The organism is Amycolatopsis sp. NPDC049253 (assembly GCF_040678995.1).
Lineage (GTDB): Bacteria > Actinomycetota > Actinomycetes > Mycobacteriales > Pseudonocardiaceae > Amycolatopsis.
On record NZ_JBFAQX010000001.1, the window covers coordinates 587,909 to 600,983 of the forward strand.

Annotated in this window: 16 protein-coding genes; 15 read left to right on the forward strand and 1 reads right to left on the reverse strand. The window is 70.9% G+C overall.

What is annotated here, in order from left to right; all coding sequences use genetic code 11:
* Positions 1-2 precede the first annotated feature (2 nt).
* The 10 genes from hemC to AB0K15_RS03080 all read left to right on the forward strand — a co-directional run bounded on the left by hemC (position 3) and on the right by AB0K15_RS03080 (position 9,442).
* Positions 3-953, forward strand: a complete 951-nt coding sequence (hemC, locus tag AB0K15_RS03035; RefSeq protein ID WP_364044914.1) for a hydroxymethylbilane synthase — start codon at positions 3-5, stop codon at positions 951-953.
* A gap of 86 nt (positions 954-1,039) precedes the next feature.
* Positions 1,040-2,572, forward strand: coding sequence for a bifunctional uroporphyrinogen-III C-methyltransferase/uroporphyrinogen-III synthase (locus AB0K15_RS03040; RefSeq protein WP_360597757.1), 1,533 nt, complete (start codon positions 1,040-1,042; stop codon positions 2,570-2,572).
* A gap of 458 nt (positions 2,573-3,030) precedes the next feature.
* Positions 3,031-4,002 carry a porphobilinogen synthase gene (hemB, locus tag AB0K15_RS03045; protein WP_364044919.1) on the forward strand — a complete coding sequence of 324 codons (972 nt, stop codon included), beginning with the start codon at positions 3,031-3,033 and terminating at the stop codon, positions 4,000-4,002.
* Between the two features lie 25 nt (positions 4,003-4,027).
* A complete protein-coding gene (locus tag AB0K15_RS03050) occupies positions 4,028-4,690 on the forward strand; it encodes a hypothetical protein (protein ID WP_364044922.1) in 663 nt (220 codons plus the stop codon).
* Complete coding sequence (locus AB0K15_RS03055; RefSeq protein WP_364044925.1) at positions 4,690-5,133, forward strand: hypothetical protein; 444 nt, start codon at positions 4,690-4,692, stop codon at positions 5,131-5,133. The genes AB0K15_RS03050 and AB0K15_RS03055 overlap by 1 nt, the downstream gene beginning before the upstream one ends.
* Before the next feature lie 32 nt (positions 5,134-5,165).
* Positions 5,166-5,501, forward strand: a complete 336-nt coding sequence (locus AB0K15_RS03060) for a hypothetical protein (protein ID WP_364044928.1) — start codon at positions 5,166-5,168, stop codon at positions 5,499-5,501.
* 85 nt (positions 5,502-5,586) lie between these two features.
* Positions 5,587-6,867: an HlyD family efflux transporter periplasmic adaptor subunit gene (locus AB0K15_RS03065; protein ID WP_364044931.1), complete on the forward strand. Its 1,281-nt coding sequence runs from the start codon at positions 5,587-5,589 to the stop codon at positions 6,865-6,867.
* Entirely contained in the window at positions 6,864-7,568 is a 705-nt protein-coding gene (locus AB0K15_RS03070) for an ABC transporter ATP-binding protein (protein WP_364044934.1), read from the forward strand. The genes AB0K15_RS03065 and AB0K15_RS03070 overlap by 4 nt, the downstream gene beginning before the upstream one ends.
* The gene (locus AB0K15_RS03075) at positions 7,565-8,767 is read left to right on the forward strand and encodes an ABC transporter permease (RefSeq protein WP_364044937.1); all 1,203 of its coding nucleotides are present in this window, start codon (positions 7,565-7,567) and stop codon (positions 8,765-8,767) included. The genes AB0K15_RS03070 and AB0K15_RS03075 overlap by 4 nt, the downstream gene beginning before the upstream one ends.
* A 12-nt stretch (positions 8,768-8,779) precedes the next feature.
* Positions 8,780-9,442, forward strand: a complete 663-nt coding sequence (locus AB0K15_RS03080; protein WP_364044940.1) for a DUF5666 domain-containing protein — start codon at positions 8,780-8,782, stop codon at positions 9,440-9,442.
* A gap of 10 nt (positions 9,443-9,452) precedes the next feature.
* Here the strand turns inward: AB0K15_RS03080 and AB0K15_RS03085 are convergent, their stop codons facing one another.
* Positions 9,453-10,067, reverse strand: coding sequence for a TetR/AcrR family transcriptional regulator (locus AB0K15_RS03085; protein WP_364044943.1), 615 nt, complete (start codon positions 10,065-10,067; stop codon positions 9,453-9,455).
* Between the two features lie 74 nt (positions 10,068-10,141).
* Here AB0K15_RS03085 and AB0K15_RS03090 point away from each other — a divergent pair, with 74 nt between their 5' ends.
* The 5 genes from AB0K15_RS03090 to AB0K15_RS03110 all read left to right on the forward strand — a co-directional run bounded on the left by AB0K15_RS03090 (position 10,142) and on the right by AB0K15_RS03110 (position 13,070).
* Positions 10,142-11,170, forward strand: a complete 1,029-nt coding sequence (locus tag AB0K15_RS03090; RefSeq protein WP_364044946.1) for a hypothetical protein — start codon at positions 10,142-10,144, stop codon at positions 11,168-11,170.
* Positions 11,171-11,469: 299 nt separating this feature from the next.
* Complete coding sequence (locus AB0K15_RS03095; protein ID WP_364044949.1) at positions 11,470-11,976, forward strand: FkbM family methyltransferase; 507 nt, start codon at positions 11,470-11,472, stop codon at positions 11,974-11,976.
* Positions 11,976-12,128 carry a hypothetical protein gene (locus AB0K15_RS03100; protein WP_364044952.1) on the forward strand — a complete coding sequence of 51 codons (153 nt, stop codon included), beginning with the start codon at positions 11,976-11,978 and terminating at the stop codon, positions 12,126-12,128. Before AB0K15_RS03095 ends, AB0K15_RS03100 begins: the two co-directional genes overlap by 1 nt.
* Positions 12,129-12,231: 103 nt before the next feature.
* Positions 12,232-12,687 carry an ABC-2 family transporter protein gene (locus AB0K15_RS03105; RefSeq protein ID WP_364044955.1) on the forward strand — a complete coding sequence of 152 codons (456 nt, stop codon included), beginning with the start codon at positions 12,232-12,234 and terminating at the stop codon, positions 12,685-12,687.
* The gene (locus AB0K15_RS03110; RefSeq protein ID WP_364044959.1) at positions 12,663-13,070 is read left to right on the forward strand and encodes an ABC-2 family transporter protein; all 408 of its coding nucleotides are present in this window, start codon (positions 12,663-12,665) and stop codon (positions 13,068-13,070) included. The genes AB0K15_RS03105 and AB0K15_RS03110 overlap by 25 nt, the downstream gene beginning before the upstream one ends.
* Positions 13,071-13,075 lie beyond the last annotated feature (5 nt).

Below are 13,075 nucleotides of genomic sequence, written 5' to 3' on the forward strand. Positions count from 1 at the left end.
CAGTGGACAGAGTGATTCGCATCGGGACGCGCGGCAGCAAGCTCGCCGTCGCGCAGACCGAGACCGTGGCCGACAAGATCCGCGCCACCGGCGCCGAGGTCGAGATCGTCCGCGTCACCACCCCCGGCGACGTCTCCAGCAAGCCGATCCCGCAGATCGGCGTCGGAGTGTTCACCTCGGCGCTGCGGGAAGCCTTGCTGCGCAAGGAAATCGACGTCATCGTCCACTCGTACAAGGACCTGCCCACGGCACCGGCGGCCGGTATCGTGCTCGCCGCCGTGCCGCCGCGCGAGGACCCGCGCGACGCGTTGATCGCCCGCGACGGGCTCACGCTGGGTGAGCTCCCGCCGGGTTCGAAGGTCGGCACGGGGGCGCCGCGGCGCACCTCGCAGCTGCGCGCACTGGGCCTCGGTTTGGAAATCGTGCCGATCCGAGGCAATATCGATACCCGCATGCGCAAGGTGACCGACGGCGAGCTCGATGCCGTGGTGCTCGCGCGTGCCGGACTGGCCCGGATCGGTCTGGTGGGGGCGATCACCGAGACCCTCGACCCGATCCAGATGCTGCCCGCTCCCGCGCAGGGGGCGCTGGCGGTGGAGTGCCGGGCCGAAGACGTGGACGTGGAGCACCTGCTCGCGTCCAGTTTGGACGACGAGGGTACGCGGGCCGCGGTGACGGCCGAGCGTTCCCTGCTGGCCGCGCTCGAGGCGGGGTGCAGCGCACCCGTGGGTGCGCTCGCCGAGATCGTCGAGGACCTCGACTCCGAGGGCGCGGTCGTGGAACGGATCTCGCTGCGCGGCACCGCGGCCGTCGAGGGCGAGAACGGCGCGGTCGACATGCTGCGGGCTTCCGCACTCGCCGACTTCGCCGAGGCGGAGCAGCTCGGCCGGACGTTGGCCGCCGAGCTCCTCGACCTGGGTGCCGGCGCACTGCTGTCCGGCCCCGCCCAGTGACGCACCCCGCACCGCACCCGAACGACCAGCACCACACACCTGCGGCCGATGACGTACCCGGCCGCCTGACAGGAGAAACGCCAGAGATGACCCCCGCTCGCAAGACCGCTGGGCGCGTCGCCTTCGTGGGCTCGGGCCCCGGTGACGCCGGGCTGCTCACAGTCCGCGCCCAGGAGCTGCTCGCCAAGGCCGAGGTCGTGGTGACCGATCCCGACGTGCCCGCCGCCGTCCTAGCCTTCGCCGCCCCCGGCGCCGAGGTCCGGCCCGCCGTCGGTGAGCCCGCCGACGTGTCGAAGGACCTGACCACCGAGGCCAAGGCCGGGCGGCTCGTGCTGCGCCTGGTCGCCGGCGACCCGCTGACCACCCCCGCCGTGGTGAACGAGGTGCAGGCCGTGGCCCGCACCTCCGCCGTGTTCGAGGTGATCCCGGGCGTTTCCCCCGGCGCCGCGGTGCCGGCCTACGCCGGTGTCGCGCTGGGCGGCACCCACACCGAGGTCGACGTCCGCGGTGAGGTCGACTGGGCGGCGCTCGCCGCGCAGCCCGGCCCGCTCGTGCTGCACGCCACCTCGGCGCACCTGGCCGAAGCCGCGAGCCGGCTCACGGAGAAGGGCATGCCGCCGTCCACGCCCGTCGCCGTGACGGCCAACGGCACCATCAACACCCAGCGCACCCTCGACTCCACGCTCGCCACCCTCGGCAACGACGCGGGCGAGCTCGTCGGCCCGCTGATCGTGACCGTCGGCCAGGCCGCCGGGCAGCGCTCGAAGCTGTCGTGGTGGGAGTCGCGCGCGCTCTACGGCTGGAAGGTCCTGGTGCCGCGCACCAAGGAGCAGGCCGGCGAGATGGCCGACCGCCTCCGCAGCCACGGCGCGACCTCGCACGAGGTGCCCACGATCTCCGTCGAGCCGCCCCGCAGCCCGGCGCAGATGGAGCGCTCGGTGAAGGGCCTCGTCGACGGCCGCTACCAGTGGATCGTCTTCACCTCCACCAACGCGGTGCGCGCGGTGTGGGAGAAGTTCGAGGAGTTCGGCCTCGACGCCCGCGCGTTCTCCGGCGTGAAGATCGCCTGCGTCGGCGCCTCGACGGCCGCCAAGGTCCGCTCGTTCGGCATCATCCCCGAGCTGATCCCGTCGGGCGAGCAGTCGTCCGAAGGCCTGCTCGCCGAGTTCCCGCCGTACGACGACGTGCTCGACCCCGTGGACCGCGTCCTGCTGCCGCGCGCCGACATCGCCACCGAGACCCTTTCGGCCGGCCTGCGCGACCGCGGCTGGGAAATCGACGACGTCACGGCCTACCGCACGGTCCGCGCCGCCCCGCCGCCAGCCGAGACCCGCGAGATGATCAAGACCGGCGGCTTCGACGCGGTCTGCTTCACCTCGTCCTCGACGGTGCGCAACCTGGTCGGCATCGCCGGCAAGCCGCACACGCGCACCCTGGTCGCGTGCATCGGCCCGAAGACCGCGGAAACCGCCGTGGAGTTCGGCCTGCGCGTCGACGTCCAGCCGGAGAAGGCCGACGTGCCCCACCTGGTGGACGCCCTGGCCGAGCACGCCGCCCGGCTCCGCGCGGAGGGCGCCCTGCCGCCGCCGCGCAAGGCGAAGCGGGCGCGTCGCAGCTGACGGGTTTGGTCCGGGAAGGGCCCTTGTCCGGGTTTCCGGGGAGGGGCCTTTTTCGTGTCCGGTGGTTTCCGGTTCGCGCTCGTCCGCGGTCGAATCGCGACGCAGATTCGGAAGTTTTGGGCACGATGCGGGTGCGCTGGTTCTTGCTTCTCCGGCGGGAGTCGAGGCAGCGTTGGCGCCTCGGCGCAGTGGGCGCTTGTCATCGCGCCCATCGGCTCGCCCCTGGGGCCCAGGCGTGCTGATCTCAGGCTGACCGATGCGCTGGACATCGAGCCGGTCGCCCGGCAGCGCACGGCCGTGCACACGCGAGCACGCTCGCCGAAGAGACAGCCTGGCGCCGGAGCGCGCGAAAAGCCGGCCTTTTTCGTGTCCGGTGGTTTCCAGACACCTTGTCAGAACGTGGTTTTTCCCGAGGGCAGCCGAAATGCGCGGCGAGCAGCGGGAGTACCGTGGTTGGCGTGTTCCCTGAGCATCGACCCCGCAGGCTCCGTACCACGCCGGCCATGCGCAGGCTGGTCGGTGAAACGACGCTTCGCCCGCGTCAGCTGATTCTGCCCATGTTCGTGGCCGAGGGTATCGACGCGCCGCGGCCGATTGCGAGCATGCCGGGGGTTGTGCAGCACACCCGGGACACGCTGCGGAAGGCCGCGGTCGACGCCGTGAACGCCGGCGTGGGTGGGCTGATGCTGTTCGGCGTGCCGGAGACGCGGGACGCCGAGGGGTCCGGCGCGGTCGACGAGAACGGCATCCTCAACGTGGCGCTGCGGGACCTGCGCGCGGAGCTCGGGGACGCGACCGTCCTGATGGCCGACACGTGCCTCGACGAGTTCACCGACCACGGCCACTGCGGCGTTCTGGACGCGGACGGCGCGGTGGACAACGACGCGACCCTGCGCGTGTACGCGGAAATGGCCGTGGCGCAAGCGGAAGCGGGCGCGCACGTGCTCGGGCCCAGCGGCATGATGGACGGCCAGGTCGGCGTCATCCGCCGCGCGCTCGACGAGGTGGGCCACAGCGACAAGGCCATCCTCGCCTACTCGGCCAAGTACGCCAGCGCGTTCTACGGCCCGTTCCGCGAGGCCGTCGACTCGCAGCTCAAGGGCGACCGCAAGACCTACCAGCAGGACCTGGGCAACGCGCGCGAAGCGCTGCGCGAGATCGAGCTGGACCTCGGCGAGGGCGCCGACATGATCATGGTCAAGCCGGCACTGTCCTATTTGGACGTCATCAAGGCGGCGGCGGACATCTCGCCGGTTCCGGTGGCGGCGTACAACATCTCCGGCGAGTATGCGATGGTCGAGGCCGCCGCGGCCAACGGCTGGCTGGAGCGCGAGCGCACGATCCTGGAGGTGCTCACGTCGATCCGCCGCGCGGGCGCCGACCTGATCCTCACGTACTGGGCCACCGAGGCCGCCGCCTGGCTCGACTGAGCCCGCACTGGGCTAGAGTCCACGAGTGGCCGAGAAGGACGACAACACCGCCGAACCCGCGGGGCTGACCAGCGAGAACCTCGCGAAGCCGGAGCCTGCCCCCAACGATGCCGAGCAGGCCGGGCCGACCGAGCACGTCGAGCAAGCCGGGCAGGTCGAGGAGCAGGCGAAAGAGCTCCCGTCCGGCTTCCCGAAGGCGCCGCCCGTGGCGTCGTACCCGGGGTACATGCAGAACGCCGAGGAGCCGGCGAAAGCCAAGGCTCCGGGCACGGTGCAGGCCGCGTTCGTCCTCACGATCGTCGCGTCCGTGGTGCTGCTCATCGGCCAGGTCGTCACGATCTTCTTCAAGCAGCAGCTCGTCGACCAGGCCGTCAAGGCGACGCCGCCGGGCCGCAAGCTCGACATGGCGCAGCTCGAGTCCAACGCCACCGCGCTGGTGTGGGCGCTGTTCGTCGGCGCGCTCTGCTTCAGCATCATCATGGTGCTGTTCGCCTACAAGGCCCGCGAAGGCACGCGCTCGGCCCGGACCGTGGTCGCGATGCTGGCGCTGCTGGGCCTGGTGTTCCAGCTCGGGCTCGTGCGCAGCGTGTTCTCGGTGGTGTCGTCGCTGCTGCTGGTGATCCTGGTGATCCTGCTGTTCCTGCCGAGCAACAGGGACTTCTTCCCGAAGGTCGGCAAGAACCTGTAATGGACCGCACGCTCTACTCCGAACCGGGCGTCGGCTGGCGCTCGCTGGTCTGGGGGCCGCTGTTCGCGGCGCTCGGCGCGGTGGCGGAGCTGGCGACCGGCGGCCCGGTGCACTGGATCCCGTGGCTGCTGATCGCGGTCGCGCTCTGCGGGCTCACCGTCCCGTGGGTCTACGCGCGCCGGCGGTTCCTCTCGCTGGAGGTGACCACGCAGGCGTTGCGCCAGGGCCGGGAAAGGGTCGAGGCGAAGCGGATCGCGGACGTCGCCGACGTCGGCACCCCCGTCGGCGCGCGCGTGCTCGGTGGCGGCTGGAGCGTGCCGAACAAGTACGACGAGCTGCCCGTGAAGCTCGACGACGGCACGGTCGTGCTCGCGTGGGCCCGGGACGTCGAGGCCCTCAAGGCGGCGCTCACCCGGCTGGTCGAGGCGAACGAGGCGAAATGACGCAGGGCGAGAAACCTGAGAGGCTTGATCCCGTGATCGACCTTCCCCAGCCGACCGGCGCCGACCTGTGGCCCGGCGATTCGGCCAAGGCGGCGCGGCTCAACCAGCCGTGGCGCGCGTTCGTGGCACTCGGCGAGCTGGTCGTGGCCGCGGTCGTGCTGTGGCTGGCGTTCGTGCTGTGGCACGCGGGTGTCGTCACGGTCGTCACCACCGCCGGCGACGGCGCCCAGCTGGCGTCGCAGCGGTACTTCGGCGGCCACATCGCGGGGGCGCTCGCGCTCGGCGCGCTGTGCGCCGTGCTCGTGGTGGACGCGGTTCGTCAGCTGCTGCTCGCGGTGAGTGCGCGGCACCGCCGGAAGAAGCGCTGAGTCCGCAACTCGAGGCGCCACATCCACAGCTGGCCCACAGGGAACCAACAGCTGACTGCTAAGCAGCGCCACCAGTGTTGCGCCCATGACGCGGCTGCGTACCCGGACATGGGTCATCAACGGGGTGCTGGTCGTACTGCTCGGCGGTGCGGCTTTCGGGATCTACCAAGCATTCACGCCGGCGGGCAACACCGCCCAGGCACAGACCCGCACCACTGCGGTGCGCCTCGGCGACGTGACCGAAACGGTCTCCGCCGCGGGCACCCTCTCGAGCGGCTACACCGGCGCCGCCAACTTCACCACCTCCGGCAAGGTCACGAGCATCGACGTGAAGGTCGGCGACGTGGTGAGCGCGGGGCAGAAGCTCGCCACGATCGACTCGACGCAGGCCGAGAAACAGCTGCAGGTGGCCAAGGACAACCTTGCCGTGGCAGAGGACAACCTCGCCACGGGTGAGGACACCTCGACCACTTCGGGCTCCGGCGCCGGCCAGGGACAGGGCCAGCAGCAGAGCCAGGAGTCCGTCACCTCGCTGCAGGCCAAAGTGGACCAGGCGCAGCTCGACGTCGACACGGCCCAGTCGGCCGTCGACGCGACGGTGCTCACCGCGCCGGGTGCCGGCACCGTCACGGCGGTCAACGGCACCGTCGGGCAGCAGGCCGGCAGCGGCGGGTCGGGGAGCTCCGCGGGCAGCGGCAGCTCCGGCGGGAACGGCGGGAACGGCGGCAACAGCCAGGGCTCGTCCGCGAGCTCGTCGAGCAGCTCGTCGGGCAGTGGGTTCATCGAGATCACGGATATGACCAACCTGCTCGTGGACACCTCGGTCGCCGAGATCGACGTGAGCAAGGTGAGGGCGGGCCAGAAGGCCACCGTCACGCTCAACGCCTCGCCCGACCAGCCGATCCAGGCGTCGGTGTCGAAGGTCGACCTCACGCCGACAACCAGCGGAAACGTCGTCTCCTACGGTGCGCAGCTCACGCTCACCAACCCGCCGTCGGGGCTGCGGCCCGGGCAGTCGGCGAGCGTCGTGATCACCGTCGCGGAGGCCGACAACGTGCTGAGCGTGCCGGCGGCCGCGGTCACCACGGCGGGCACGACGAACGTCGTCACGATCCAGGAGAACGGCCGGAACGTGCCCCAGCAGGTACAGATCGGTGTGCGCGGTGAGTCCACTGTGGAGATCAAGTCGGGCCTGACCGAAGGCGAGAACGTGGTGCTCACGGCGGCGTCGCCGACCACGACCACCGGCGGCGCGGGTCAGCGTGGCGCCGGCGCCGGTGGGTTCGGCGGCTTCGGCGGAACCGGTGGCGCCGGCGGCGGCTTCCGCGGTGGCCAGGGTGGCTTCGGTGGCGGGGGACGCGGATGAAACCCGTGATCGCGGTCTCCGGGCTGCGCAAGACCTATGGCGACGGCGAGACGGCCGTCCACGCGCTGCGCGGCGTCGATCTCGTGGTGCGGCCGGGGGAGTACGTGGCCATCATGGGCGCGTCCGGCTCCGGCAAGTCGACGCTGCTGAACATGCTGGGCTGCCTTGACGTGCCGACGTCGGGCAAGTACCTGCTCGACGGCTTCAGCGTCGCGGACCTCAACGAACGCCAGCTCGCCTTGCTGCGCAACCGGAAGATCGGGTTCATCTTCCAGTCGTTCAACCTCGTGCCGCGTACCAGCGCTTTGTCCAATGTGGAACTTCCTCTCGTCTACAGTGGACTGCGCCGGTCCGCGCGACGGGAACGGGCGCTGGCCGCACTGGAGATGGTGGGGCTGACCGAGCGCGCCAAGCACCTGCCGAGTGAGCTTTCCGGTGGGCAGCAGCAGCGCGTCGCCGTCGCGCGGGCGCTGGTGACCGGGCCCGCGCTGCTGCTCGCCGACGAGCCCACCGGCAACCTCGACCGTGCCAGCACGGAAGACGTGCTGGGCGTGTTCGACCGGCTCAACGCCCTGGGCCGCACCATCGTCGTGATCACGCACGAGGACGAGGTCGCCGAGCACGCGCACCGCGTCGTGCGCGTCAGCGACGGGCGGATCGTGGCCGACGAGCTCAACCGCAGTGTCGGAGTGGTCGCGTGAACGTGTTCGAGGTGCTGCGCTTCGCCGTGCGTGGCCTCACCGCCAACAAGCTGCGCTCGACGCTCACCACGCTCGGCATCACCATCGGTGTCGCGTCGGTGATCCTTTTGGTCGCGGTCGGCAACGGGGCTTCCGCCGCCATCGCCGCCAGCATCCAGGGCCTGGGCACCGACGTGGTCAACGTGTCGCCGTCGCGTGGCGGCGGACAGGGCAGCGAGGCGCGGCCGCTGACCGTGCAGGACGCCCACGCGCTCGTGGACCCGGTCGGCGCGCCCGACGTGAAGGCCGCTTCGCCGGTGGTGAACACCAGCGCGACGGCCACCTACGGGCAGACGTCGTACGACATCTCCAGCGTCGCGGGCACCGAGCCGGCCTACTTCACCACCACCAACCGCCAGATCGCCGACGGCGCGCTGTTCACCACCGAGGACGTGACGCAGGCGCGCAAGGTCGTGGTCCTGGGCCCGACCACGGCGCAGGCCCTGTTCGGCACCGCGGAGCCGGTGGGCAAGAACGTGCTGCTCAACAGCATCCAGTTCACCGTCGTCGGTGTGCTGCAGGCCAAGGGCAGCACCGGTCTCCAGAACGCGGACGACGTCGCGATCGCCCCGATCAGCGCGGTGCAGAACTCGCTCGCGGGCTACGGCAATCTGAGCCAGATCGCCGTGCAGGCCACGTCGGCCGACTCCGTGTCGCTCGCGCAGGCCGAGATCACCGCGATCCTCAACGCGCGCCACGGCATCCGCCTCGGCGGCACGCCCGACTACCAGATCCAGAACTCCGAGCAGCTGCTGGCGACGCGCACGTCGGCCACGCAGACGTTCACCGTGCTGCTGGGCGCGGTCGCGGCGATTTCCTTGCTGGTGGGCGGAATCGGCGTCACGAACATCATGCTGGTGACCGTGACCGAGCGGATCCGCGAGATCGGCATCCGCAAGGCGATCGGCGCGCCGCGCTCGGCGATCCTCGGCCAGTTCCTAGCGGAGGCGACGATGCTGAGCCTGTTCGGCGGGTTCCTCGGCGTGGTGATCGGCGTGGTCGGCAGCCAGTTCAGCTTCGCGGGCATCACCCCGGTGGTGGTGCCGTCGTCGATCGTGCTGGCCTTCGCGGTGTCGGCGCTGATCGGTCTCTTCTTCGGCAGTTTCCCGGCGAACCGGGCCTCGCGCCTGCGCCCGATCGACGCCCTCCGGCACGAGTAGGAGCCTTCGCACATGTCTTCGTCCACCCAGTCGCCCGGGTTGGGAAACCCCGTCCCCGACGAGCCGACGACCGAGTTCCTGCCGGTGACGGCGCCGTTGGCTGCTTCTCCGTCCCCAGAGGAGATCGTGGCCTCTCCGGCGGTCGACGGTGATCTGAACCAGGAGATGAAGCGGGTCGCCACGCCGTTCGGCAAACCGACGTTCGTGCTGGCCGGTCTGCTGGTCATCGCCCTGTCCTTCGCCGGCGGCGCCTGGACGCACGCGGCCTTCGGCTCCGGTTCCGGCGGTGGCGGCGGTGCCGCGGCCGCCCGCACCGGCGGCCAGCAGGGTGGCGCCCGCGGCGGCTTCGGCGGGCGCGGCACGGGCGCCGGCCAAGGCACGGGCACCGGCGCCGCCCAACAGGGCCAGGGCTCCGGCGGCTTCACCGGCGCCCGCGGCGGCGCGGGCCGCGGCACCGTCGGCACGGTCGAAAAGGTCGACGGCACCACCGTCACCCTGAAAACCCTGCAGGGCACCGACGTCACCGTGTCCACTTCGGACTCCACGACCGTCGGCCTCACCCAGCCGGGCAAGCTGTCCGACCTCAAACCCGGCGCCACCGTCACGGTCCAGGGCCGCCCCGGCTCCGACGGCACCGTCGCGGCGCAGGCGATCGTGCAGCAGCCGGCCCGCTGACCTTGCCGCGCTACGACCCGCTGTCGGCCGCCGGTCTGGCCTGAGCGGCGGTCAACGCCGGCACCAGCGGAGCGAGGGCCGACCGCAGCAAGTCCGGCAGGGAGCCCGACACCACGACAAAACCCGAGGTCACGGGCTGGGCCCACTGTTCGAGTGCGATCCGCACCGCCGCGGCGACCGCGGCCGCCAGCACGCGCGCGGTGGGCCCGTCCGGCACCCGCTCGGCCAGCACTTCGGTCAGCGGCGGTTCGAGGGCGGTCGCGGAGCGCGCGTACGCGGTGCGCAACGCGGGGCTCGTCGTGATGAGCAGCAGCGCTTCGCGGGCCTCCTCGCCGGGCTCCGTGTACTGCGTGACCACGGCCTCCACCACCGCGTCCGCCAAGCCGGCCGGAGAAGCGCGGACGGCGGCCGCGACTCGCGATTCACGATCGCTGGTCACGGCGAAGACGATCGCTTCCTCGCGGCTCGAGAAGTAGTTGTTGTACGTCCGCGGAGATACCCCGGCGGCTTCCGCGATGTCGTCGACCCGCACGTTCTCCGGCCCATGCTCGACTGCCAGCCGCAGCGCGGCCGAGCTCAACGCCGTGCGGGTGGCTTGTTTCTTGCGTTCACGCAGACCGGTCACCAGCCCAGTAAAGCCGAAAACCTGCGGATACGCAATCTTGCGTACGCGCAACTTTACGAGCTAGTCTCGCCGCCATGAGAGCCAACGGCATTGCCTACGACACCGGTTTCCTGCAGGACGGCGCCACGTCCTGGGACGACTTCGACGCGGACGTCGTCCGGCGCGAGCTCGAGATCATCCGCGACGACCTGCACTGCACCGCCGTCCAGCTCGTCGGGGGCGTCCCCGAGCGGCTGGAGATCGCCGGCCGGCTCGCGGCCGAGCTGGGCCTGGAGGTGTGGTTCTCACCGTACCCGCTGGACCTGACCGTCGACGAGCTGTACGAACTGTTCACCGACTGCGCCGAACGCGCCGAGCGGATCCGGCGCACCGGGGCGGCGGTCGTGTTCGTCGCCGGAGCCGAGCTGTCCGTGATGGTCCGGGGTTTCGCCGACGGCGCCACGCTGGAGCACCGCCTCGGCTGGCTGCTCGGCGACCCGGCCGATCGGCCCGCGCGCCTGGCGCAGGCGAGCGAACGGCTCAACGACTTCTTCCGCGAAGCCGTGCCCGCGATCCGCAAGACCTTCGGCGGCAAGGTGACCTACGCGGCCATCCAGTTCGAACGCGTCGACTGGGACCTGTTCGACTTCACGACGCTGGAGCTGATCCGCTCGGCCGCCGTCGCCGACGTGTTCCGCGAAGGTGTGCGGACGTTGACCCGGCAGGACAAACCCGTGGTCATCACCGGGTTCGGCACGGCCACCTGGCGCGGCGCCGGTGACGTCGCGCCGCGCAGTATGGAGATCGTCGAGAACGACGAGCGCGGCCGGCCGATCCGGCTGAACGACGTCTACGAACGCGACGAGCCCGGCCAGGCGCGGTACCTGACCGAGCTGCTGGAGATCTTCGAAGAAGAAGGTGTGGACGGCGCTTTCGTCTACCTCTTCGCCCTGCGCACGCACCCGCACCGCCCCGACGGCGATCCGCGCGACGACCTCGATCTCGCGGGCGGCGGCATCGTCAAGGTGCTGGAAGGCCGCAGCGGCACGACGTACCCGGGACTGCCGTGGGAGCCCAAGGCGGCTTTCCACGCCGTCGCCGAGCGTTACCGCATCCAGGACTAGGTACCCGGCCGGGTGCCGCCTTGACCGGCGGTACCCGGTTCCGTGTCCGATCGTGCACGCATCCCCCTGAGGGTGGCAATTCCCTTGGTCTTCCTTGCTCGCGGCGTGTCACGCGTGGATTACTGGAGAGAGGCCGGTGTCCCATGACGGGAGCGTTCCAGTGAATTTCCGGGTCCAGGAAAGGAAAATTCTGGCACCCGGGCACGGTCGAGGAACTCGACGCACTGTTCCTCGACCTGGTTTCCCTGCTGCGGCCTCGAATTTTCGTCGAAGCCGGCGCGTTCGAGGCAAATCCTTATGTGCACCGGAAGTTCACATCCGCCACGGACTTCGCCGTGTGCGGTGTGGACTACCGCCACCAGGCGCTGGCGGGTGACCCCGGCGAGGTCACGTTCCTCGTGATCACCGACAGCGCCAGCCTCGCCGACGACCGCGTCGAGGGCTGCAACTCCCTCCTGCGCCGCACAGGCGACGGCTGGCTCGGCGACGTCGCGGTCGCGACGCTCGATCGCGAATTCGCCGCTGCACCAGGGCCGTTCGCGTGGTGGATGGACGTCGAAGGGGCCACGGAGCAGGTCCTCACCGGCGCGGGAACCTTCCTCGACCGGTGTGACCTGCTCAAGATCGAGGTCGAGCAAACCCCGTTCTGGCAGGACCAATGGCTGGCCGCGGACGTCGTGAAGAAACTCGGGAGCGGCCTGGAACCCTTCGCCCGCGACACCCAGACCGAAGACCAGCACAACGTCCTCTTCGCCAGGAAGCGCTTTCTTCCTGCGGACTTCGACCCGGCGAAGGGACTTGCGTGATGTTCCCCCGCCGCCTTCTTGACCTCGAATCCCGGCTCGACTCGCGAAACCTCGACTGGTACGTCGAAAACCTCGACAACCCGGTCATGGACTACTGGCGGGTCGAGCGCCCCGGCCGCTTCGTGCGGGACGCCGAGACCGGCGCCCCGTGACCGACCGCATCACCATCGCCGAGTTCTTTCGCCGCACCGGCGTGGCCGAGCTGTTCGAGAACTCCGCCGGCATCACCGCCGTGCAGGCGGCCGTGATCAACCCGTGGGGGTTCGTCGGGTTCCAGTTCGGCGAAGGCCTGCTCATCGACCTGCAGTACCACCGCCCGGTGCGCGAAGCCGTGGTCCTCGACGGCGAAGAGGTCAAACTCCCGTCGTACTACGCACCCAGCGCACCACGACCCTCGCCGGCTGGACGCGACTCGAGGTGCTCGTGCTCATCGGCACGTTCGAGCTGCTCAGCGGCGTCAAGACGACGTTCGTCGACCCGAACCTCGCCGGCTTCCCGACGCGCGGTGTGCGCGAGGGCCGGCTCGACCACCACCTGCTGCAGCCGGCGCCCAGCATGTTCCTCGTCAGCTTCGCCACGGCCGCGCCGCTCGCCGCCGTGCAGATCCTGCTGGGCCTCGGCGTGGTTTCGCCGGCGCGGGCGAGCTGCCGCAGTTCCCGGGTGCCGGTGCGTTCTTGGGGTGGGCCGTGCTCGTGGCCGCCGCGACGGTGACGACGTGGGCGGTCGGCATGCTCTTCGCGAGCCTCGCGTTCTGGGCGCCGAAACTCGACCTGCACAGCCTGTTCGGCAACGTCTGGCAGCTCGCCCGCTATCCCGCCGACGTCTACGCCCGGCCGCTGCGGCGCGTGTTCACCTACGTGCTGCCGCTCGCCGTGGTCGCCTCGGCGCCCGCCCGCGTCCTCGCCCGCCCGGCCGACGCGCTGCTCGTGCTCGGCGCGCTGGTCACCACGGCTGCCGCGGTGCTCGTCTGGCGCACCGGACTGCGCCGCTACACGGGCGCGAGCAGCTGGTTTCCCGCGTATGATCGCCGCGCACGCCGAAGATGTCCGCGGGCCGGTCCGAGGACGGCGCCGCCTGGACCGCCGAGACGTTGAGCGGC

Bases quoted from the DNA above. Each gene is read 5' to 3' on its own strand.
- AB0K15_RS03070 (WP_364044934.1), top strand. From the start codon at position 6,864: ATGAAACCCGTGATCGCGGTCTCCGGGCTGCGCAAGACCTATGGCGAC.
- AB0K15_RS03055 (WP_364044925.1), top strand. From the start codon at position 4,690: ATGGACCGCACGCTCTACTCCGAACCGGGCGTCGGCTGGCGCTCGCTG.
- AB0K15_RS03040 (WP_360597757.1), top strand. From the start codon at position 1,040: ATGACCCCCGCTCGCAAGACCGCTGGGCGCGTCGCCTTCGTGGGCTCG.
- AB0K15_RS03090 (WP_364044946.1), top strand. From the start codon at position 10,142: ATGAGAGCCAACGGCATTGCCTACGACACCGGTTTCCTGCAGGACGGC.
- AB0K15_RS03080 (WP_364044940.1), top strand. From the start codon at position 8,780: ATGTCTTCGTCCACCCAGTCGCCCGGGTTGGGAAACCCCGTCCCCGAC.
- AB0K15_RS03100 (WP_364044952.1), top strand. From the start codon at position 11,976: ATGTTCCCCCGCCGCCTTCTTGACCTCGAATCCCGGCTCGACTCGCGA.
- AB0K15_RS03065 (WP_364044931.1), top strand. From the start codon at position 5,587: ATGACGCGGCTGCGTACCCGGACATGGGTCATCAACGGGGTGCTGGTC.